General features: G+C 65.2%; 19 protein-coding genes. 12 read left to right on the top strand and 7 right to left on the bottom strand.

All coding sequences use genetic code 11. The features are described 5' to 3' along the window. The first annotated feature begins 195 nt into the window (after window positions 1-195). Window positions 196-879, top strand: coding sequence for a sugar transferase (locus F8R15_RS07195; RefSeq protein WP_253732444.1), 684 nt, complete (start codon window positions 196-198; stop codon window positions 877-879). 77 nt (window positions 880-956) lie between these two features. On the opposite strand, the gene F8R15_RS07190 is transcribed toward F8R15_RS07195, so the two are convergent. Next, the gene (locus tag F8R15_RS07190) at window positions 957-1646 is read right to left on the bottom strand and encodes a metallophosphoesterase (protein WP_232621733.1); all 690 of its coding nucleotides are present in this window, start codon (window positions 1644-1646) and stop codon (window positions 957-959) included. A 226-nt stretch (window positions 1647-1872) separates the two neighbouring features. Here F8R15_RS07190 and F8R15_RS07185 point away from each other — a divergent pair, with 226 nt between their 5' ends. Further along, window positions 1873-3069 carry a glycosyltransferase family 4 protein gene (locus tag F8R15_RS07185; RefSeq protein WP_152844113.1) on the top strand — a complete coding sequence of 399 codons (1197 nt, stop codon included), beginning with the start codon at window positions 1873-1875 and terminating at the stop codon, window positions 3067-3069. 159 nt (window positions 3070-3228) lie between these two features. Beyond that, entirely contained in the window at window positions 3229-3522 is a 294-nt protein-coding gene (locus tag F8R15_RS07180; RefSeq protein ID WP_152844112.1) for a hypothetical protein, read from the top strand. A gap of 6 nt (window positions 3523-3528) precedes the next feature. Here the strand turns inward: F8R15_RS07180 and xrtD are convergent, their stop codons facing one another. Together xrtD and F8R15_RS07170 are read right to left on the bottom strand one after the other, a co-directional pair. Further along, on the bottom strand, window positions 3529-5109 hold the full coding sequence (gene xrtD / locus F8R15_RS07175; protein WP_152844111.1) for a VPLPA-CTERM-specific exosortase XrtD: 1581 nt from the start codon (window positions 5107-5109) through the stop codon (window positions 3529-3531). Window positions 5110-5189: 80 nt separating this feature from the next. Next, entirely contained in the window at window positions 5190-7706 is a 2517-nt protein-coding gene (locus tag F8R15_RS07170; protein ID WP_172976181.1) for a tetratricopeptide repeat protein, read from the bottom strand. Between the two features lie 249 nt (window positions 7707-7955). On the opposite strand from F8R15_RS07170, the gene F8R15_RS07165 reads away from it, so the two are divergent. The 8 genes from F8R15_RS07165 to F8R15_RS07130 all read left to right on the top strand — a co-directional run bounded on the left by F8R15_RS07165 (window position 7956) and on the right by F8R15_RS07130 (window position 15550). After that, window positions 7956-8876: an ExeA family protein gene (locus F8R15_RS07165; RefSeq protein WP_078570283.1), complete on the top strand. Its 921-nt coding sequence runs from the start codon at window positions 7956-7958 to the stop codon at window positions 8874-8876. Next, window positions 8876-10384 carry a hypothetical protein gene (locus tag F8R15_RS07160; RefSeq protein WP_152844109.1) on the top strand — a complete coding sequence of 503 codons (1509 nt, stop codon included), beginning with the start codon at window positions 8876-8878 and terminating at the stop codon, window positions 10382-10384. The genes F8R15_RS07165 and F8R15_RS07160 overlap by 1 nt, the downstream gene beginning before the upstream one ends. Window positions 10385-10400: 16 nt before the next feature. Further along, window positions 10401-11252: a CpsD/CapB family tyrosine-protein kinase gene (locus F8R15_RS07155; RefSeq protein ID WP_152844108.1), complete on the top strand. Its 852-nt coding sequence runs from the start codon at window positions 10401-10403 to the stop codon at window positions 11250-11252. A gap of 112 nt (window positions 11253-11364) precedes the next feature. Then, complete coding sequence (locus tag F8R15_RS07150) at window positions 11365-12243, top strand: TIGR01459 family HAD-type hydrolase (RefSeq protein WP_152844107.1); 879 nt, start codon at window positions 11365-11367, stop codon at window positions 12241-12243. Window positions 12244-12384: 141 nt separating this feature from the next. After that, complete coding sequence (locus F8R15_RS07145) at window positions 12385-12828, top strand: MaoC family dehydratase (protein ID WP_075774735.1); 444 nt, start codon at window positions 12385-12387, stop codon at window positions 12826-12828. 29 nt (window positions 12829-12857) lie between these two features. Beyond that, complete coding sequence (locus F8R15_RS07140; RefSeq protein ID WP_152844106.1) at window positions 12858-13796, top strand: bifunctional riboflavin kinase/FAD synthetase; 939 nt, start codon at window positions 12858-12860, stop codon at window positions 13794-13796. Window positions 13797-14054: 258 nt separating this feature from the next. Continuing rightward, window positions 14055-14504, top strand: a complete 450-nt coding sequence (locus F8R15_RS07135) for a YcgN family cysteine cluster protein (RefSeq protein WP_075774736.1) — start codon at window positions 14055-14057, stop codon at window positions 14502-14504. Next, window positions 14501-15550, top strand: coding sequence for a low specificity L-threonine aldolase (locus F8R15_RS07130; protein WP_152844105.1), 1050 nt, complete (start codon window positions 14501-14503; stop codon window positions 15548-15550). The genes F8R15_RS07135 and F8R15_RS07130 overlap by 4 nt, the downstream gene beginning before the upstream one ends. A gap of 13 nt (window positions 15551-15563) precedes the next feature. On the opposite strand, the gene F8R15_RS07125 is transcribed toward F8R15_RS07130, so the two are convergent. The 3 genes from F8R15_RS07125 to trxB are packed head-to-tail and all read right to left on the bottom strand — an operon-like array spanning window position 15564 to window position 17596. After that, window positions 15564-16109: a VOC family protein gene (locus F8R15_RS07125; RefSeq protein ID WP_152844104.1), complete on the bottom strand. Its 546-nt coding sequence runs from the start codon at window positions 16107-16109 to the stop codon at window positions 15564-15566. Window positions 16110-16169: 60 nt separating this feature from the next. Beyond that, on the bottom strand, window positions 16170-16649 hold the full coding sequence (locus F8R15_RS07120) for an RES family NAD+ phosphorylase (protein ID WP_368731016.1): 480 nt from the start codon (window positions 16647-16649) through the stop codon (window positions 16170-16172). Next, window positions 16646-17596, bottom strand: a complete 951-nt coding sequence (gene trxB, locus F8R15_RS07115; protein WP_078519375.1) for a thioredoxin-disulfide reductase — start codon at window positions 17594-17596, stop codon at window positions 16646-16648. Before trxB ends, F8R15_RS07120 begins: the two co-directional genes overlap by 4 nt. A gap of 168 nt (window positions 17597-17764) precedes the next feature. Here trxB and F8R15_RS07110 point away from each other — a divergent pair, with 168 nt between their 5' ends. Beyond that, the gene (locus tag F8R15_RS07110) at window positions 17765-18265 is read left to right on the top strand and encodes an Lrp/AsnC family transcriptional regulator (protein ID WP_078519374.1); all 501 of its coding nucleotides are present in this window, start codon (window positions 17765-17767) and stop codon (window positions 18263-18265) included. A gap of 206 nt (window positions 18266-18471) precedes the next feature. On the opposite strand, the gene F8R15_RS07105 is transcribed toward F8R15_RS07110, so the two are convergent. Beyond that, window positions 18472-19695 (bottom strand): MFS transporter, encoded by a 1224-nt coding sequence (locus F8R15_RS07105; protein WP_253732442.1) that lies wholly within the window; start codon window positions 19693-19695, stop codon window positions 18472-18474. Window positions 19696-19716 lie beyond the last annotated feature (21 nt).

Raw genomic sequence — 19716 nt, 5'->3', positions numbered from 1 at the left:
AATGTGACATATAAAACAACAAGATAAATAACAGTGATCAACGACTTGTGATTTTTGGCCGTGATCTATTTGTAGCCCCGAGCCGCAACAATTGTCGGCTTTCGTCACAATTATGGACGAATCAAAGATGAAAACCGGGTTAAAGAAAAGCGGGCTTGAAGGTTCGCACTCTGAGGTAGGGTAATAGGGGCGAAAATGTCGGATCTCTCGACCAATTTCGAGCTTGCAAGTGTAACGAGTACCAGCCGGGACCGGTCGCGCATTCTGCGTTATGAGGGCATGGGCAAGCGTCTGTTCGACATTCTCGCCGTGCTGGCGATCCTTCCGGTTCTGCTGCCGCTGATCGCGCTTCTGGCGCTGGCGGTGCGTGTCGACGGTGGTCCCGCCTTCTATTCGCAGATCCGCGTCGGGCAGGGCGGCAAGCGCTTCCGCTGCTACAAGCTGCGCACCATGCATGTCGATGCTGAGGCGCAGCTCGTGCGTATGTGCAACGAGAACCCCGCGCTCGCGCTGGAATGGTCAGTGAACCAGAAGCTCGACGACGATCCGCGGATCACCCGCATCGGTCGCTTCCTGCGCCGCACCAGCCTCGACGAGCTGCCGCAGTTCTTCAACGTGCTGTTCGGGACGATGAGCCTCGTGGGGCCGCGCCCCTTCATGCTCGACCAAGAGGCCAGCTACAAAGGCGCGATGGGCCTGGCTTATTACAAGATGCGCCCCGGCATCACTGGGCTTTGGCAGGTCGCCGGGCGTTCGACCACCGCCTTCGTGGATCGCGTGCGCTTCGACGAACGCTATTACGCGAAACTGTCGCTGCTGAACGATCTGTGGCTTTGCGTGATGACCATCGCCGTGGTGCTGCGCCAGACGGGCAAGTAATTCCAACACCGGTTGCGAGAGAGAGACGGCTTGTAACCTGCCAACGGGCGCTCCCTTCGGGGGGCGCCCATCGTCTTTCAGCCTTCGACTTGCAGGAAGCGCAGCCCGCCCTTGTCGAGCCACGCCGCACTCAAGAGCCCGGTCTCATAGGCGCCGGTATCGACCGCGATGCGGCCCTGATCGGCGACAGGTTGCTCCACGACCCAATGGCCGAAGGCGATCCAGACCCCGTCACGCCGCGTCATCTGCCCGAACCGGGGATGACCCCAGAGCAGCGCATCGCGGCTCTGGCGTTCCATCGGGTGATAGGGGTCGGCCCCCGCATGGGTCGCGGCGAAGCGCCCTTCGCGCCACATCGCGGGGCGCGCATCGAGCCATGCCAGCAGGTCCGGCCCCAGCGCGCGGGCGAGGTCCATCCGCAGTGCGTCCAGCACTTCCGGATCCGTCTCGCGTGGATCGGGCGGCGCGATGCCGTAGCTCTGCAACGTCTGCAATCCGCCCACACGCAGCCAGCCGGCGGTGCGCGCATCGGGCGACAGCAGGAAGTCGAGCATCATCCGCTCGTGATTGCCCATCAGGCAGATCATCCGCGAGGGATTGGCAAGCTGCGCGGCATGAAGCGTCGCCAGCACCCGCGCCGAATTCGGGCCCCGGTCGATCATGTCGCCCAGCGTAATGATCCGGGCCTTTGCGCCTTGCGGTTCCTGCCCGATCCGCTCGAACATCTTGCCCAAGAGATCGGCGCGGCCGTGAAGGTCCCCGATCACGCAGATCGGCGCCTCCGGACGGGGCAGACCATTGGGTGCCGAGGAGGGAGCGGTCTCTGGTTTGAGACGGGAGAGTAGAGAGCGCAACATATGGGGAAATCCGGAGTTATGCGGGGTGGAAACCAACGCGTGGCTGCGACATAACCGTCGTAAGACGTGAGCGAAAGGGGCTCACTTAAAAATGGGCGGCAAACCGCCCCCGTGGCAAGGGCGGGTCTTAAGGGGCATGGCGAGACGCATTCTGATCGTGGTGGAGAACCTGCCGGTGCCGCTGGATCGCAGGGTCTGGCTGGAGGCCACGACATTACGCGCGGCGGGCTACGATGTCTCGGTGATCTGCCCGATGGGGCGCGGCTGGGACGCGGCTTATGAGGAAATCGAGGGCATCCATATCTACCGCCACCCCGCACCGCCCGAAGCCCATTCCGGCGCGGTGGCTTATGCGCGCGAATATTGGCATGCGATCAAGGCGTGGTTCCGGTTGGCGAAACAGGTGAAGCGCGAGCGCGGCTTCGACGTGATCCAGGGCTGCAACCCGCCCGACCTGATCTGGCTTCTGGCGTGGCGCTATCGCCTCTCGGGCGTGCGCTACATGTTCGACCACCACGACGTCTGCCCGGAACTCTTCGAGGCCAAGTTCGGCAAGAAGGGGCTCCTCTGGGCCGTGATGCGCATCTGGGAGCGGATCACCTTCGCCAGCGCCTCGGTGTCGATGGCCACCAATGAGAGCTTCCGCAAGATCGCGATCACCCGCGGCGGCATGGCCCCCGAGGACGTCTTCGTCGTCCGCTCCGCCCCGCGTGTCGAGACTTTCCTGCCCGGCCCCGGCGATCCCGCCTATCGCAAGGGCACGAAGACCGTGCTTGGCTATATCGGCGTGATCGGGCAGCAGGAGGGGATGGACCTTCTGGTACAGGCGGTCGAGCATCTGGTGCGCAAGCTCGGCCACACCGATCTGCATGTGGTGATCGTGGGCTTCGGGCCCGAACTGCCTACCGTGGAGGCCGACGTCGCGGCGCGGGGCCTGAGTGACTATTTCACCTTCACCGGCCCGCTCTACGGCGAGGATATGCTGGCGGCGATGAATGCGATTGATATCGGCGTCGCGCCCGATCCGAAAAACGCGATGAACGACATCTCCACCATGAACAAGGTCATGGAATACATGACGCTCGAGAAGCCCTTGGTGCAGTTCGAACTCACCGAAGGGCGGGCCTCTGCGGGGGAGGCCGCGCTCTATGCCCGCGCCAATGATCCGAGGGACTTTGCCGCCCGGATCGCGGCCCTGATCGAGGCGCCCGAACGCGCGCGTTCGATGGGGCGGCTGGGCCGGGCGCGGGTGCTCGATGCGCTGTCTTGGGATTTCTCGGCCCGACAGCTCCTTGCGGCCTATGATCGGATATTCTCCAAGCTGGGGAAATAAAGCCTGCAGATCGAGCGGAATTGTTTCTTATAAATAGTTCTTTTCGCTCAATTTTCGCCAAGATTCCAGTTGCGCGCCGCCCCATTTGCGCCACAAACTCAAGGGGCGGACAGGGAGACGGTTCGCCCTAGATCGTTAAGCATTCGGCTTGGAACTTGTATGGCGCATTGGAGAACATCGGCGGTGGCGTTTACCGCACTGGTTGTGACCGGTGTCGCCAGCTCTGCTCTCGCGGGTGATCTGCGCGAAGCCGCGCCTCACGCGACCGCTGATCTGACGGGCCGCACGCTTTATGACCCGGTGGCCCATGCGCTCGCGATCGGGCTGACGCCCGCGATGGCCGATGCGCGCGTGGATCGTGCGATCAAAGCCGTGGAAACCTGCCCGGTTGTCTTTGATACTCGCAATCCGATCCCGGGTTGCTGGGGCGGGACCGTCGCGCTGGGCTCGTAAGCCCGCTCAATCCGGAATCGAGGCACTCAGCCGGGGCAGCGACTGCCCGATGAAGCGCGTGAGCCGCCGGTCGGCAGCGCGCACTTCCTCGTCGCGGCGGATCGGCGTGACATAGCGCACCAGCGCGCCGTCGGTCCGCCCGCGCGTGATGCCATCGACGATCACCGACAGCTTCGCGCGCCAGTCGCTCGTCATCGCGCGGCCACGCCCGTCGAACCAGTAATAGACCAGTTGCCGGTTGAGCCCCTTGGTGATGATCGCGCGGTTGACCTCGAAGGGTGCGCGGTGGGGCAGGGCGATGCGATGCGGACGGAAGGCGCTGACCTCCCAGCCGCCGACCGGCAGGCAGACCTCGGGGGAATGGATACCGTCGCCTTGGCTCTGATCGGCATACCACGCGACAAACAGGTTCACCGGCGCGTCCTGAGCGGGGTCGGCATAGACCGCGTTGAGATAATCGCTGGCTGCCAGCACAGTTTCAGTGGCAGGCTCCAGCGGGCGGCGCGTGCCCTGCCAGCCATCGATCTGCGTCGGGAAGGACGACAGCGGCGCGCGCTCCGGCGGGAGCGTCGTCATCTGCGGCAAGCCCGACCAGAGCGCCAGCGCGACCCCCGTCAGGACGACCGCCAGCCCCAGATCGCGCGACGGCGCGAGGTTGCGCAAGCGACGCGCTTCCGGCGCGAAACGGCGATAATCGAGGTCGAGCGCCTCGGAGAGCGGTTTCGGCTCGGCCACCAGCCGCTGCAGCCCGATCGCGGTGAGGCTTAGGATCGCAATCGCCGCCCCGAAGATCACCCAGCCCTCGAAGACATGCAGGAAGCCCTCGGCCTGTTCGATCCCGTAGGCGTCGACAAGGATCGCGACCATGCCGATGCGCAACGAATTCAGAAGCACCGTCAGAGGCGCGGCCATCGCGAAGAGCACGGCTTTGTGCCAGAACGGACCGCGATAGAGGATGCCGAACAGGTAGGAAAAGCTGAGGATCGGGAAGAGATAGCGCAGCCCCGAACAGGCATCGGCCACCTGCAGCTTGTAGACGCCCAGATCGATCACATTGCCGCTCAGGTGCACGGGGATGTCGGCGGCGCGCACCAGCATCACGCCCAGCTCCGACGAGACGAGCTGCAGGGCGATGGTGAGCTTCCAGTAGAGGATCTGCGGCAGCGGCAGCATGAAGATCAGATGCAGCACCGGCTTCCAATGGCGTTTGCCCGCCTGCCAGCCCATGCTCAGCAGTACCGCGCCCATCATCCAGATAATCAGTGCATAGGTCACGAGATCGGCGATTTGCGCGCGGCTGCCGAAGACGGCGAGGGCGAGGGCGAGTGCGATCACCGCAACGCCTTGCCAGCGCTGCGGGCGGGCCTCCAGCGTGAGCGGTGCGTGATGCAGTTCGCGGGCGAAAAGGTAGAGCGAAATCAGCGGAATCAGCGGCCCGTGGCTGTATTCCGGCGTGGACCATGCGGCCCCGAGGCTCGCGAGCCCCAGTGCGAAGAACGGATAGGAGAGGACGGCCAGCGACAGCAGGCCGAGCGCACCCCATGGCAGGGCACGCACCTCGCGCAGAGGGGGGCTCGTGGTGATCATCTCGACTGCTCGCTCATAGGCCGTCTGACGCGGCGCTTAACATGAGCTTACCCCGCGAGAACTTTGATCCAAAGACAAAATCAGCGCTGGGCCGGGGCCGGGCGCGGGGTGTTGCCCGACGAGCCCTCTCTGGTCAGCGCCGCAAGCTGCGCCTGCGCGCCCCGCATTGCGGGCGGGAGCGGCTCTCCGGCAAGACGCAGCGCATCGCGCAGGGCGGCTTCGGCCAGATCGGTCTCTTCCAGCGCGATCAGCACGGCGGCGTAGTGATATTGCGCGAGCGCGTTCTCGGGCAGCCCGGCGGCGGCAGCGGCGAGAAGGGGGCGCGCGGCCCCGTAATTGCCCAGCCGGTATTCCGCCCAGCCATAGGTGTCCTTGAAGGCGGGTTCGGGCCGCTCGCGGAAGCGTTTCGCGATCTGCGCCGCGCGCTCGAGGCTGGGGCGGTCGTCGCGATGGGTGCTCAGCAGGCTCGCGAGGTTATTGGCCACGATCAGATCGCCACTGTCGCGGGTGTAGAGATCGTCATAGGTCGCGATCGCCGCATCGAACCGGCCCGACTTCTCTTCCGAGCGCGCCCGGTAGAGCAGCAGCAGCGGATCGGCCTGCGGTGCCTTCTCCAGCGCGGTCTCGATCACGGCAAGCGCGTCGCCTTCGCGCCCTTGGGCCGCAAGCAGGCGATAGAGCTGGCGGGCCGGGCGCGGATCGGCCGGGTCTTCATACATCAGCGTACGCAGCCCGGTCTCTGCCCGGTCGGTGTCGCCCTGAATTGCACAGAGATTGGCCTCCAGCAGCCGCAGGCCGCGATTGCCGGGTTGCTCGTCCAACTGCGCCTCAAGATAGGCGCGCGCCTCGCCGCCCCGCCCGGACGCCAGTTGCGCCTGCACCACGGCCGAGACCGCCGCCGCCGAGACCGCAGGGGCCGTGGTGACGCCGTCTTCGCCGGTCGCGGGCATCTGCACCAGGGTTTTCAGGGTCTCGATCGCGCTCTCGCTGCGGCCGCGTCCCATCAGGATCGCGGCGCGGATCGACTGCGCCAGCGCCTCCGTGCCCGGAGCCGACGATGCGGCAAGCCGGTCCGCGATGCGATGGGCGAGCATCCAGTCGCGATCGGCCAGCGCCAGATCGGCCTGCCGCTTGAGCAGTCCGGGGCTGTTGGGCGTGACCGCCACGGCCTCGGCCAGAACCGTCCGCGCGGCGCTGGCGCGGTCATGCGCGAAGAGGAAATCGACATAGCGGATCGCCTCGGGCGCGGCGCGCCCCGCCGCATCATAGGCTTGGCTGAAGCGGCCCATCGCCAGATCGGGCGCGCCTTCTCGCAGGTCGGCCTCGCCCAGCAGGGTCAGGGTCTGCGGGTTGTCGGGGGCCTGCTGCAGCGCGCTGCGCAGGTCGGTAATCGCCAGATCGAGGCGATCCTCCTCGATCCGCCACGCCGCGCGCTGCTGCAGGGCAGGGACATTGGTCGGATCGGTTTTCAGGATGGCCGCGATCTCGGTTTTCGCCTTATCTCGCTGTCCGTCATGGTCGAGCATCCGGGCGTAAGCCGAGCGCAGCTGGCGCATCTCTTCGCTGTCGGGATGGCTTTCGATCAGCGCCTGCATCCGCGTCAAAGCCGCCGCCCGGTCCCCGGCCTGAAAATCCAGATCGGCGCGCATCGCGGTGAAGATCGCCTCATTCGCCGCGCCCTTCGACTGCGCGATCAGCGAGTCGAGTTCGGCCCGCGCAGCCTCGGCGCCTTTCGCGCGGGCCAGAAAGCGCACGAGTTCCAGATAGCCGCCCGTCTGCTGGTCGCGATCTGTCGCGAGCTTGCGTAGGAAGCGCGCCGCCCCCGCCGGATCGTCGCGCAGCACATACCACGCGATGAGGGCCGTGCGGGTTTTCGGGTCCTCGGGGAATAGCCCCTGCATCACTTCGAGCTGCGCGCCGATCTCTGCGTTCTCACCACGCTTCGAGATCAGTTCCAGCTTGAGAACCTGCAGCCGGTATTGCGCCGGATCGCGGGCCAGCGCCGCATCGAGGGCGGCAAGCGTCGCGGCGTCGTCGCCCTGGGCGTTGCGCGCGTCGATCAGCACATGCCAGCCGGTCGGGATCTCGGGATGCGACGCGGTCAGCGCCTTGGCCTGCGCCGCGATCTCGGACTGACGGCCCGTGTCGCGCGACAGGCTCGCCTGCCGCAGATCGAGTGCGAGCTGCACCGCCTGCGCGCCGGGATCGTCGGGCGCGAGTTCCAGTACCGCGTCGACCTGCTTCTGCGCGCGCGGCAGGTTGCCCGTGCGCAGCGACAGCTCCGCAAGGATGCGATGCACCTCGACCGTCTCGGGATATTGTTCGAGCAGACGCAAATATTGGCTGAAGGCTTCCTGCAGGCGTCCCTGCGCCAGCAGCAGATCGGCATAGGCGCGCCGCGCGGCCTTGTGGGTGCCGTCATATTCGAAGACGTTGCGCAGCTCTACCATCGCGCGGACGGGATCGCCCTCGGCCAGAAGGGTCTGGGCCGATTGGTAATGGGCTTCGGCCTTGTCTGCGTCACTCTTGCAGCCGCTCAATGCGAGTGCCGCGCAAAGCGCGAAAAAGCTCGCGCGCGCATACTGGTATCGGGGCATCTGTCTTGCCTGCTCTGCTACTGCGCTCTGACTGGCGCTTGGCAGAAAGGCTAGCTGCTCCGACGTCATCTATAAAGAGATTTGAACAGCGCCCCCCTGTCTAAATAGCCAGTTTTCCTAGGAATAGACGCGTTTTTGCGACAGTTTCGCCTCAGCCACTCGCGAATTGCTCACGAATTCTTGCGTAAGGCGGGGAGATGCAGCTTACTGGCGCAAACAAATCCCAGAGGCCAAAGGCCCGGTACAGGCATGAACGAAATCTACACCGAATTCTTCGGGTTGGCAGAGCGTCCCTTTTCGTTGCTGCCCGATCCCGATTTCCTGTTCTGGTCTCCAGAGCACAAGCACGCGGCGACGATGCTCGAATACGGGCTGTTCTCGCGCGCACCGATCACGCTGATCACTGGCGAGGTCGGGGCGGGCAAGACGACGCTGCTGCGTCACCTGATGGCGACGATCTCCGAGGATGTGACGATCGCGCTCGTGTCGAACGCGCGCGGCTCGCGCGACGACGTGATCCGCTGGATCATGCTCTCGCTCGGCCAGCGGGTGGAGGCGGGCGAGGATTACGTCCTGATCTACGACCGGTTCCAGCAGCTTCTGATCCAGGAATATGCCGCCGGGCGGCGCGTCGTGGTGGTGATCGACGAGGCGCAGAACCTCGATGCGGGCGTGCTCGAAGAGCTGCGCATGATCACCAATATCAACGCCGACAAGGACGAGCTGGTGCAGCTGATCCTGATGGGGCAGCCGGAACTGCGCGACCTGATCGCGCGGCCCGAACTGCGCCAGTTCGCGCAGCGTGTGTCTTCCGGCTTCCATCTCGGGCCGATGCCCGCCGATTGCGCGCAGCCCTATATCGCCCATCGCCTGCAGGTCGCGGGGGCGACGCGCGAGATATTCACCCCCGAGGCCGCGCAGAAACTGCACGCCCATTGCGGCGGCCTTCCGCGGCTGATGAACCAGCTGGCCGATCTGGGCATGGTCTATGCCTACTCGGCGCGTTCGGAGATCGTCACCGGCGAGATCATCGACAGGGTGATCGAGGACAACGTCTTCTATCTGCCGGTCGAGACCCAGCGCGCCAAGCCGCGCGTGATCGCGCCCGCGCCTGACACTGCAGCGACTGCTGAGGCCGCGCCCGCCTTCCTCCACAGGGGAGGGCGCTGATGCGGGAGCTCCGCTTCTACGCAGCCCTGTTTGCCCGGCGGGTCCACTGGCTCTTGCTGGCGGTGCTGCTGGGCGCGCTTGTCGGTCTGGCGGCGGGGCGGATGATCACGCCGATCTACGAGGCGAAGGCGCTTCTCGTCGTCGAAGGGGACCGCATCCCGGACGGTCTCGCGGCCTCGACCGTGCGCACCGACACCAATGCCAAGCTGCAGGTGATCCGCAAGCGGGTGCTCTCGCGCGAAAGCCTGCTCGACATGGCGCGGCGGATGGCGCTTTTCCCTGACCTGCGCACCGAGTCCGGCGCGCGCAATGCCGATGCGGTTTTCGAGGCGCTGCAGAACTCGGTCGAGATCGAGATCTCCGAGCAGAGCAAGTCGCGCTCCGCCCCGAAAGACGCGACCTTCATGACGGTGTCCTTCCGCGCAGGCGCCCCGGCTCGCGCCGCGCGGGTCGCGAACGAGCTGGTGACGCGCATCCTCAAGGAAGACAGCGATATCCGCACCAAGGCCGCCCGCGATACGCTCGATTTCTTCTCGCGCGAGGTGGATCGGCTGGAAGGCGAACTGGCGAAATCCTCCAGCGCGATGTTGCAGTTCAAGCAGGAGAACGGCGACGCGCTGCCCGAAGAATTGCCGCTGCTGCGCGACCGTCTCGCTGCCGTGCAGGCGGGCGCGGAGACCCGGCTCGCGCATGTGAACGAGACCGAGACGGAGATCGACCGGCTGGTGCGGCTGCGCGAAGCGGCGGGGCGTGTGGTCGACCGCGATGCGATCTATCCGCCCGCCGCGCGCGAACTGTCCCGGCTCGAGGCGCAGCGCGACGCGCTCAAACCGCTGCTGCCCGCTGATGACGCACGCCTCGCGGCGCTGGGCGCGCAGATTCAGGAATTGTCGCAGCAGGTGACGATGCCGCTGCCGAAAGCCAACTCCGCCTTCGAGAGCCGTCTGCGCGAATTGACGGATACGCTTTTCGTGGCGCAGGCCGCAGGCGATGCCGCCGATCTGAAAATCGCACAACTCCGCGAGGCGATTGCGAAAGTGCCCGCCAACGCATCGGCGCTCGAGGCGCTGCGCCGCGATCACGACAATCTCGCCGATCAGTACGACAGCGCCGTGAAAGCGCGCGCCGTGGCCGAGACGGGTGATACGATCGAGTCGCTGGCCAAGGGCGAGAAGCTGACCGTGATCGATCAGGCGGTCGCGCCGGGCGAGCCGGTGAAACCCAACCGCAAGACGCTTGCGCTGGCAGGCGTCGGGGTGGGGCTGCTGCTCGGTCTCGTGGCGATTGCGCTGCGCGAATTGCTCAGCACCGGCATCCGTCGCCCCGAAGATCTGCAGCGCCATTTAGGGATCTCGGCTTTCGCGACGCTTCCCTATCTGAGCACGCCCGAAGACATGCGCCGCCGTCGTCGTAAGGTTCTGGTCTCCGGCTCGATGGTCGGCGCGGCTTTCGTTGCGGTCGTGGTGCTGTTCGGCGCGTTCTACATGCCGCTCGACCGGCTGTTCTGAGGCAAGGAGGCAAGAGATGGCCGAAAGATTGCGAGACGCGATTGCCAAAGCCCGCGCCGCCCGTACGGGCCGTGCAGCCTCCGAGCCTTCGGTCCGGGCGCAGGTCGCCCCCGGCAGCGACGGCATCACGGCAGGCGCGTGGCAGGCTTTGACGCCGATCGCCCCGAATTTGGGGCGGCTGCGCGGCAAGCGCATCGTCAGCCCCGATGGCAGCGCCGAGAGCGCCCCGATCGACCTGATGCGCACCAAGATCGTGCAGCAGATGCGCGCCAATGGCTGGCGGCGGCTGGCGATCACCTCGCCCTCGGCGGGCTGCGGGAAGTCGACCGTCGCGCTCAATCTCGCGCTGAGCCTCGCACGACAGCAAGAGCGGCACACGCTGCTCATAGAGGCCGATTTCCGCAAGCCCTCGCTGTTGAAGCTGCTCGACGCGCCGCGCGGGCCGCAGATCTCCGAAGTGCTCGCAGGCACGGCCGAGTTTGCCGATCACGCGTTGCGGCTGGGCGGCAACCTCGCGATTGGGGCGAATAGCAAGCCGGTGGAGACCCCGGCCGAGTTGATCCAGTCGCGCCGCGCTGCCGAGGCGCTGGAGCGGATCGAGACGATCTACGCCCCCGACCTGATGATCTTCGACACCGCGCCGGTGCTGGTCAGCGACGATACGCTCTCGCTCGCCGCCCATGTCGATTGCGTGCTGATCATCGCCGCGACCGAAGAGACCACGATTCAGGAAATCGACGTCTGCGAGCGCGAGCTGGCCGAGCGCACCAATGTGATGGGCGTCGTGGTCAACAAATTCCGCTTCGCCGCTCCCGAATACGGCTACGCCTATGGCTACGGCTACGGGGCCGCGACGGACGAGGACTGAGCGGCCAGCCGCTTTGCCTTCGGTCACGCCCGTGCCATATAGCTTCGGTAAGCGCGCGGCCCCCGCCTGCGGGGGCTCTGACCGCGCCAAACCCTGCTGACGAAAGGCCGCCATGACCCGCATCATCTCTTCGCTGTCCGAGATTTCCGATCCCTATGACGCGCTGTTTTGCGACCTCTGGGGGTGCCTGCATAACGGGGTTAAGGCGTTTCCCGCGGCAGTCGAGGCGCTGCAGGCGTTTCGTGCGAAGGGCGGCAAGGTCGTGCTTCTGACCAACGCCCCGCGGCCTGCGAAATTCGTGATGGAATCGCTCGACAAGCTGGGCTGTCCGCGCGACGCCTATGACCTCGTCGTCTCCTCCGGCGATGCCGCGCAGGATGCGATGTTCGCGGGCGCCGTGGGCAAGAAGGTCTGGCATCTGGGCCCGTCCAAGGATGACGGGTTCTTCACCGAGGTGCCGGAAGAATGGCAGGGGCAGGCCGAGATCACCCGCGTCGATTTCGACGAGGCCGAGGGCATCGTCTGCACCGGTCCCTTCGACGAGGTGAACGAAGTCCCCGAGGATTACCGCCCGAAGTTCCTGCTCGCGAAGATGCGCGAGCTGCCGATGCTCTGCGCGAACCCCGATATTGTCGTCGATCTGGGCGACAAGCGCATCTACTGCGCCGGCGCGCTGGCTGCGCTTTATGAGGAAATGGGCGGCGAGGCGATGTATTTCGGAAAGCCCCATCCGCCGATCTACGATCTCGCGCGGCGCAAGCTGAGCCGTCTGGGCGGCGCGGAGGATGCGCGCATCCTCGCCATCGGCGACGGGATCAATACCGATGTGGCCGGCGCTGCGGGGGAGGGGATCGATTGCCTCTTCATCTCCAGCGGGCTGGCGCATGACCAGTTCGGGGCCGATCCGCAGAACCCCGATCCCGAATTGCTGCACTCCTGGCTGGAGGCGCGTCAGCGCGACCCGCTCTACACGATGGGTCAGCTGACCTGAGCGGTGCATAAAATCCAGGCGGTAACTTTGTTGCGCCTTTTGTTGCGGTAGGGTAAAAAAGTTGCGCAGGCATCTTGCCTGTGCTCTGCCGCATGTGCTATGCCGCAGTGCAACATAAACTTCCGGCTGGGACCTATGGATATGCTCGACAACCTGCCCCGTGGCACGATCTGCATCGAAGATCTGGAAATCGGCATGGTGCGCTACCTCCGCAAGGAGGTCACCGACCGCGACATCGAGATGTTCGCGGAAGTCTCCACCGACCATAACCCGGTCCATCTGGACGATGCCTATGCGCAAGACACCATTTTCGAGGGTCGAATCGCGCATGGCATGCTGACTGCCGGCCTGATCTCGGCAGTCATTGGCGAGCAGCTTCCCGGTCACGGCACGGTTTATCTGGGCCAGTCGCTCAAATTCATGGCTCCCGTGCGCCCCGGCGATGTGGTCTATGCCGAGGTGAAGGTGACGGCGATCGACCATTCGCGTCGCCGTGTCACGCTTGAAACCCACTGCGCGGTGGGCGATACGGTGGTCGTGAAAGGCGAGGCGCTGGTTCTGGCGCCCTCGCGCAAGTTCGACTGACCCGGCGACCTCGCCGGAGGGCGGGGTGGATGAAACGCTTGACCACTTGGAAATCGCTGGAGAAATCCGCGCGCGGATCCTCCGTCGCGATGGGCAATTTCGACGGCATCCATCTCGGCCATCAATCGGTGATCGATCAGGCACGTGGGAAAGACGCGCCGCTGGGCGTCATCACCTTCGAGCCCCATCCCCGCGAATTCTTCGCAGCCCGGGCGGGCAAGACCCTGCCGCCGTTCCGGCTGATGAACCCCGAGGCGCGCGCCAACCGGCTCGCCAAGCTCGGCGTCGATCGGCTCTATGAGCTGCCCTTCAACGAAGAATTGGCCGATATGAGCGCCGACGCGTTCGCCCGCGAAGTGCTGGCCGAGGGGCTGGGCGTGACCCATGTCGCGGTGGGCGGCGATTTCCGCTTCGGCAAGGGGCGCGAGGGCGACACGGCCATGCTGACCGAACTGGGCGCGAAATACGGCTTCGAGGTCACTGTCGCGCCGCTTCTGCATGTCGAGGGGGTGGAGGCGTCCTCGACTGCGATCCGCACCGCGCTGGCCGAAGGCCGCCCCGAGGATGCCGCCGCGATGCTGGGTCACCTGCACCGGATCGAGGGCGCGGTGCTGCATGGCGACAAGCGCGGGCGCGATCTGGGCTATCCGACCGCGAATATGTCGATGGCCGGGCTGCATCTGCCCAAGCTCGGCGTCTATGCGGTAAAGCTCGACGTGCTTACCGGGCCGCATAAGGGCAGCTATACCGGGGCCGCGAGCCTCGGCGTGCGCCCGATGTTCGGCGAGAATACCCCGAACCTCGAAACCTTCGTTTTCGATTTCAAAGGCGATCTCTACGACGAGCATGTCTCGGTCGCGCTGGTCGAATTCCTGCGCCCCGAGATGAAGTTCGACGGGCTCGAGGCGCTGGTCGCGCAGATGGATGCCGATTGCGCCCGCGCACGGGAGATCCTGGCTGAGCGCTGAGGGCCGCGCCCGACCTCGGGTGGGCGATTAGCATCTTGCATCTCTGGTCACTTTATCGCGCAAATCCGAATGACGCTGAAACCTGCGCCGACATCGCCAATGCGCCCTCCCGGGGGGAGGTCGGGCGCGGCCCGGGGCTGGTCGCCCCGCGCCAAAAGTCGTCGGTCTGCCCGTCCCGCCATGTCCAAATCGCAGATCCGCTCACGATCCGCCGATCTGCCCTTTCCATTTCCCCGCCGCTGCCCCATTTTCCGCGCCATGACCAAACTGCGCCCCGAGTTCTGGAAACTGCCGCTGAAAAAGCTCACCGCCCCCGAATGGGAGGCGCTGTGCGATGGCTGCGGTAAATGCTGCCTGAACAAGCTCGAATACGAGGATACGGGCGAGGTCGTCTTCACCCGCGTCGCCTGCCGGCTGCTCGATGGCGAGAGCTGCAGCTGCACGCAATATGACATTCGCCACCAGTTCGTCCCAGAATGCGTCACGCTCAGCCCGAAGACGATCCACAAGATCGCCTATTGGATGCCCGCGACCTGCGCCTATCGGCTGCGCTTCGAAGACAAGCCGCTCCATGACTGGCACTACCTGATCTCGGGCTCGCGCGAGACGGTCCACGAGGCCGGGGAAAGCGTGCGCGGCTGGACTGTGCCCGAATTCGAAGTGCCCGAAGACGAGTGGGACGAATACACGATCGAGGATCTCTCATGAATTTTGCCTCCGACAACACGTCCGGTGCCCATCCCGCCATTCTCGAGGGCCTCATGGCCGCGAATGAGGGGCATGTGCATTCCTATGGCGACGACCCGATCACCGAAGGCGTGCAGGCGAAGATCCGCGAGATTTTCGAGGCGCCCGAAGCGCGTGTCTATCTCGTCGCGACCGGGACGGCGGCCAATGCGCTCTCCTGCGCAGTGCTGACCCAGCCCTGGGGCGCGATCTTCTGCCACCGCAACGCCCATATCGAAGAAGACGAATGCGGCGCGCCGGAATTCTACACCGGCGGCTCGAAGCTGGTTCTGGTCGACGGGCCGGACGCGAAGATGGACCCCGATGCGCTCGCGCGCACCATCGCCCATACCGGGCGCGGCGGCATCCATAACGTGCAGCGCGGCATGGTCTCGATCACGAACTCGACCGAGGCCGGCGCGGTCTATTCGCCCGAGGACGTCAAAGCGCTGACCGATGTCGCTCGCCGCTTCCATCTGCCCGTGCATATGGACGGCGCGCGCTTCGCCAATGCGCTGGTGTCCGCGGGCTGCAGCCCGGCGGAGATGACGTGGAAGGCGGGCGTCGACGTGCTCAGCTTCGGCGGCACGAAGAATGGCTGCATGGGCGTCGAGGCGGTGGTGATTTTTGACCCCAAACGCGCCTGGGAGTTCGAGCTGCGCCGCAAGCGTGGCGGCCATCTCTTCTCGAAGCACCGCTTCCTCGCGGCCCAGATGCAGACTTATCTGGCCGACGATCTGTGGTTGAAGACCGCGCGGCATGCCAATGAAATGGCACGCAAACTCTCGGAAGGCATCGGCCAGATCGAGGGTGCGAAGCTGATCCATCCGACGCAGGCCAACGCGGTCTTTGCCGCCCTGCCGCGCGGGGCGCATAAGCGCGCGAATGCAGCGGGGGCCTATTACTATCTCTGGCCGTTCGACCAGTCGCTGGAAGGCCCCGAGGACGAGCTTCTGGCCGCGCGACTGGTCTGTTCCTGGGCCACGACGCCTGAGGAAATCGACGCCTTCCTCGGCCATCTGGCGTAATCAGCGCCGAAGCTCAGCGCCGTCCGGGCAGGTCGCGAAACGCGATTTTCTCGGGCGGGCCGTCCCATTCCGGATGCTCTTTCTGCGCGGCTCTCAAGGCCGCGCGAAACCTGCGGATTGCCCCGAGGCCGGGAATGCGTGGGATATGCGCCAGTTCCCAGTGAATGCCGTTGATCGGATCATCGAAGAACACCGCGTAATAGCCCGGCGCATAAACGGAATATTCCTGCGGAGCGTCCGTCACCGACAGCCCGCGCGGGATCAGGAAATCGCGGTGAAACGCATCCACCTCGGCGCGTGACTTCGCCCAGAGCGCAATGTGATGGATGCCCACCGCCCGCGCCTCGTGGTCCAGCTTCTCGCCTGAACGCGCAGGCTGAATGCCGATATAGGAATGCGGCATCGGGAAGCGCGCCATATAATAGGTCGACCGATACCCGATATCGAGCGTCCAGAAGCTCTTATATCCAAGCCATCCGAACATCGCATCGTAGAAGGCGATCGACCTGTCATAGTCGAGCACCGAGAATTCGACGTGATTGACCCCGCGCCAGCGCATGAACGGCCTCCTCCTGATGGTCTTCACCCTAGAGGAGCCGCGCGATGGTGCAATGACGCCTCACGCAGATGGGATCGGGTAGGGCGGGTGCCACGGTTGCGCAGGGCCCGCCTGCCGCACTGTTGCGGGCGAGACCTCGAAGAGCACCAGATGGCTCAGATCGGGGCGTGAGCGCGAGGCGTAGAGAAGCCCCTGCACGCCACCTTCGCGTGCCCGATCCGAGAGGCGCCATGTGGGCGAGGGGGCGCCGCTTGCCCGGTCATCCTGCCAGACCATAGACGCCGCCGCCTGATCGGGTGTGCCGCGCAGGTCGTCCATCGTCTCTGTCATGATCTCCAGCGGCACGATCACCCGCGACGGATCGCCCGCGCGCACATAGCGCCGCAGCGCGACGGCAGCCCCCTCGGCACTCAGCGAGGCATAAAGTGCGACCTGCCCGGAATAATGAAACCGGCCCTCCGGATGGCGGGCCGGTTCGCAAGCCTCGTCGGCACGGTCGGCGGAGAGAATCCGCCAGACCGTGCCGTGGAAAGGGGTCACTCGGCTTCGCCCTGCTCGGCGAGGAATTTCTCGGCGTCGAGCGCGGCCATGCAGCCCATGCCGGCGCTCGTCACCGCCTGACGATAGGTGTGATCGGTCAGGTCGCCCGCCGCGAAGATGCCCGGCTGCGAGGTGCGGGTTGAACCCGGCTCCACCCAGACATAGCCGCCCGATTGCATCTTCAGGCTGTCCTTCACCAGCTCGGACGACGGCGCGTGCCCGATCGCCACGAAGAACCCGTCGCAGGGGATGACTTTCTCGGACCCGTCGGCGGTGGATTTCACCCGCACACCGGTGACGCCGAGCGGATTTTCGTCGCCGAGGATTTCCTCGACCGTGTGATTCCACTCCACTTCGATCTTGGGGTTCTTGAACAGGCGATCCTGCAGGATCTTCTCAGAGCGCAGCGTGTCGCGCCGGTGGATCAGCGTCACCTTGGAGGCGAAGTTGGTCAGGAACAGCGCCTCTTCGACCGCGGTGTTGCCGCCGCCGATCACCACGACTTCCTTGCCGCGATAGAAGAACCCGTCACAGGTCGCGCAGGCCGAGACGCCGAAGCCCTTGAACTTCTCTTCCGAGGGAAGACCCAGCCATTTCGCCTGCGCCCCGGTGGCGAGGATCACTGCTGCTGCCTCGTAGGTGGTGCCCGAATCGCCTTTCGCCACGAAGGGACGCTTCGAGGTGTCGAGCTCGGTGATCATGTCCATGATGATCTCGGTGCCCATCGCGCGGGCATGCTCTTCCATCTTCACCATCAGGTCGGGGCCCTGAATCTCGCTCTCGCCGGGCCAGTTCTCGACCTCGGTGGTGATGGTCAGCTGGCCGCCCGGCTGCATGCCTTGCACCAGAACCGGCTCGAGCATCGCACGCGACGCGTAGACCGCCGCCGTGTAGCCCGCAGGGCCGGAGCCGATGATCAGAACCTTGGTTTTCTTCGTCTCGGACATGCCCGCCTCCTTGGAAATCTGCCCGACGGATATAGTCGGAGCGAGGCCCGCCGAAAACCCCCCGCTTTCCGCGACAAATAGCACTTGCGGAGCGGTCCGCGAAATATTATTGCGCATCCTCTCTTCCAGCGGTAAGTTCTGCCGCAACCCACGAAGGATTGTTTCAACATGCCCACCTCCCGGCTCGACGACATCGACCGCAAAATCCTTGCCGAACTGCAGGCGGACGGGCGGATGACGAATGTCGAACTGGCCAAGCGTGTGGGCATTTCGGCCCCGCCCTGCCTGCGCCGTGTGCGCACGCTCGAAGAGGCGGGCTACATCCGTGGCTACCATGCCGATGTGAACCCGCGCGAGCTGGGCTTCGAAGTGCAGGTTTTCGCGATGGTGCGCCTGCACAGCCAGGCCGAAGCGGATCTGTCGAACTTCGAGTCGCGCTGTCGCGAATGGCCGCTCGTACGCGAGTGCCACATGCTCAATGGCGAGATCGATTTCGTCCTGAAATGCGTGGCGCCGGACCTCTCGAGCTTCCAGAGCTTCCTGACCGGCCAACTGACCGCCGCCGAGAACGTGGCTAGCGTGAAGACCTCGCTGGTGATCCGCTGCGCCAAGGACGAGCCGGGCGTGCCCTTCGACGTGCTCGAAGAGCGCATCGCCAAGCTGGCCTGAGCCTTACCCTGAATTGAGACGTTGTCGGAGGGGCGCTGCCCCTCCCTTCGCTGTCGCGAATTCCCACCCCGGGATATTTTCGCCAAGCCGAAGGGGCGCGCGGCCGCTTCGCTCTTGGGAAATATCCCGGGGGAGGCCAAAGGCCGGGGGCAGGGCCCCCTTTCTTTTTATATTTGCCGCCCTCGGACGACGGGAGCAGCGTCCCCTCAGCGCGTCTCTTTCGGGCGCAGCACCAGCCAGATCAGCGCGGCGCCCGCCAGCGTCAGGAAGGGGATCATCGCGAGATTGACCGCCTGCCAGCCCGCTTGTGCATTGCCGCTTTGGGTGCAGTTCATCAGTCCGCCCGAGGCGAGCGAGGCGAGGAAGACGCCACCGAAGACCACGAAATCGTTCATCCCCTGCACATGGCCGCGCTCTTCGGGGCTATGGGCGGAGGCGAGCATCGAGGTCGCGCCGATGAAGCCGAAGTTCCAACCCAGCCCCAGCAGCATCAGGGCGATGTAGAACTGGTCCAGATCGACCCCGGTCAGCGCCACCGCGCCGGAGGCCGCGAGAATCACGAGGCCGGTGCCCACGATCACCTCTTTGCCGAAGCGCGCGATCAGGTGGCCGGTGAAGAAGCTCGGCAGATACATCGCCAGCACGTGGGCCGAGACGATATTGGCCGCGTCGCCTTGCTCGAACCCGCAGCCGACCACGGCCAGCGGTGTCGAAGTCATCACGAGGTTCATCAGCGCATAAGAGACCATGGCGCAGATCATCGCGACGAGGATCACCGGGTCTTTCAGCAGCTCGCGCCGGGTGCGGCCCTCGTGATGTTCGTGCTTCTTGCGCCGCCCCGGGGCGGGGATGTCGAGGAAGGAGAACAGGATCGGCCCGAGCGCATTGATCCCGATGATCGCGAGGTACGTCGCCATGAAGGGCACGACCATCGCCTCGCTCGTGACCTTCACCAGCTGCGGGCCAATGATCGCGGCCACAAGCCCGCCCGCCATCACATAGGAGATCGCCTTGGGCTGGAACTCCGCGCTGGCGGTATCGGTCGCCGCGAACCGGTAGAACCCCTGCGCCGACATATATGTGCCGGTGAAGAACGACCCTAGCATGAACAGCGCAAACGATCCGTGATAGAGCGCATAGGCCGCGGTCGCAGCCCCCAGCGCCCCCATCGCGTTGGCGAGGATGAAGCCCGCGCGGCGACCTTTCGCGGCCATAAATTCCGACATCGGCTGCGCCGAGAGGACCGAGCCCAGAATGATCAGCGACAAGGGCAGCGTCGCGAGGCAGGGATTGGGCGAGAGCATCTGGCCCGCAAGACCGCCCACCGTGAAAATCATCGGCATCTGCGCGCCCAGAAGCGCCTGGGCCAGAACCAGCACGATCGTATTGCGCTTTTCGCGAGAGGCGGGAGGGGCGGTCATGTCACTCATGACAGCTTGCTAGCGTGGCGA

This window comes from Thioclava sp. JE_KL1 (assembly GCF_009296265.1).
In the GTDB taxonomy this organism is placed as follows: Bacteria; Pseudomonadota; Alphaproteobacteria; order Rhodobacterales; family Rhodobacteraceae; genus Thioclava.
The sequence above is the reverse complement of the archived record's forward strand: the minus strand, read 5'-3'. Positions and strand labels throughout refer to the sequence as shown.